A 2,120-nucleotide genomic window follows, 5' to 3' on the forward strand; every position below is an offset into this window, starting at 1 on the left:
CACGCCCGACACCCCCGCGCGGCGGTGGCGGTGGCAGTGGCGGTGCCGCGGGTCAACCACCGCGCGCCTCCGAGCCGCAGGGCGCGTCCGGAGTAGCGTCCGGAGCGGCGCGAACGGCAGGCCGCATAGGTGCGGCGAGAGCCGCGGCGGGCAGTATGCGCAGCGCCGACGATTCCATGGGTGATGTCGCAGGCGACCGTTGGGCGAACCGCTCGCCCGACCTCGGGAGGAGCACCATTCCGCGATGACGATGACCGAACCCTACGAGCGCCGTTCCTACGGGTTGTGGCAGAAGCCGCGCAGCGCGGGCCTTTTCGGCCTGCGCTGGGAGGAGACGGTGATCGGCTTCGTGGTCGTGATCACGGCGCTGATCTGCGCGATGGTCGGCGGCTTCCAATGGGGTCTGATCGTCGGCGGCGTCGGTGTCGCGGTGATGGTTCCACTGGTATGGCGGACGGGGGGCCGCTCGGGCTACGAGACGGGATTGATGATGTTCAACTGGATGCGCTCGCGGAACCGCGGCGAACACGTGTACCGGGGCGGGCGGTTCTCCCGGATCCCCGGCGGCGTCACCCGGCTGCCCGGCCTGCTCGCGCCCTCGAAGCTGTACGAGGGCATCGACGCGGGCGGCTACAGCTTCGGCATGATCCACCTGCCGCAGTTCGCGCAGTACACCGTGGTGCTGCGGGCCTGGCCGCAGGGCCACGAGGCGGTGGACCAGCCGGTCATCGACCGCTGGGTCTCGGCGTGGGGCACCTTCCTGGCCTCGGTGGGGCAGACCAGCGACATCGTGGCCGTGGTTCCGGTCATCGACACCGTCCCGGAGACTGGAAACCGTTTGCTCACCGAGGTTTCCACCATCACCCGCCCCGAGGCGCCGGAACTGGCCCAGCAGGTGATGTACGAGCTGGCCACCGAGCTGCCGCAGGAGCGGGTGCAGTTGCTGCCGCGCGTCGCCATCACGTTCAAGGCCACCACCGCGGAGCGCCGCAAGAACCCGGCCGAGGAGGCCGTCGAGATCGGTCGCAGGCTGCCCGGCATCTGCGCGGCGCTGGCCGAGGCGGGCGTGCGCGCCCAGCCCATGTCGGCCGACGAGGTGATCGCCTTCATCCGCCGCAGCTACGACCCTGCCTCGCAGGCCGACCTCGAGGTCGCCGCCTCCGAACCCGAAGGGCACGGGCTGGATTGGGCCGACGCGGGCCCGGTCTCGCACGACGAGAAGTGGGATCACTTCATCCACGACGGCGGCCGCTCGGTGACCTGGGAGATGGACGCCGCCCCCGAGGGCGCGGTGGACGAGCGAGTGTTGCAGCGGCTGCTCGCGCCCAATCCTGAAGTGCCGCGCAAGCGCATCGCCATCGTGTACCGGCCGCACTCGGCCGCCGACGCCGCCGAGATCGTCGACGACGACTTCAAGAACGCGCTGGTGGCACAACAGAGCGAACGCGGTGTCGTCTCGGCCGCCGCGACCCTGCGGGTGGGCGCCACCCAGCAGGCCCGTGAGGAACAGGCAAGGGGTCACGGTGTGACCCGCTTCGGAGCGCTGGTGACCATCACCGAGCCCCTGCGCGGCGATCTGCCGCGCATCGAAGCCATCACGCGCGATCTGTCGACCCAGGCGCGCTTGAAAATGCGGCGGTGCTACCGCTACCAGGCGGCGGCCTTCGCGGCCTCCCTCGGGTGCGGGGTGATCCTGCCGGAGCACGCGACAATTCCGAAGGCATTGGCGGGGTGAGCGATCCATGGCACGGGACAACGAGCCACCCGTACGGGAACGGGACGAGGCTGCGCGGCGCGCCAGACTGCGCGAGGACGCCGAACGCGAGGAATGGGGACGCCCGGCGGGCGAGGGCAGGACGCCTCGCCCGCCCGTCGCGGACGGGCGTCCGCGCGGCGGGCAGCGCACCGGCGTCGAGGAGATGCCCGAGCGCGGTCGCCGTCCGGCCCGGGATTCGGCGCGGGTGAGCGGCGAGGAACGAACCGGTATGGGGGAGCTGTCCGATCGGGAGCGGAGGGCGTCTCGGGACGCGGCCGAGCGGCGCGGGCGCCCCGGTCGCGCCGACGGTGTCCGTGCCGATCGGGCGCACGCCGATCGCCCTCCGGTCGACCGGGTGCGTGCC

At 72.0% G+C, this 2,120-nt stretch carries 1 protein-coding gene and 1 pseudogene; both read left to right on the forward strand.

The window, feature by feature from the left end:
* Positions 1–244 precede the first annotated feature (244 nt).
* The gene (locus tag NL1_RS35910) at positions 245–1,735 is read left to right on the forward strand and encodes an SCO6880 family protein (RefSeq protein ID WP_067849398.1); all 1,491 of its coding nucleotides are present in this window, start codon (positions 245–247) and stop codon (positions 1,733–1,735) included.
* Positions 1,736–1,742: 7 nt separating this feature from the next.
* Positions 1,743–2,120, forward strand: a pseudogene (locus NL1_RS35915) (hypothetical protein); the annotation flags it as partial.

Origin of the sequence: Nocardia lijiangensis NBRC 108240 (assembly GCF_001613045.1) — a bacterium.
GTDB lineage: Bacteria > Actinomycetota > Actinomycetes > Mycobacteriales > Mycobacteriaceae > Nocardia > Nocardia lijiangensis.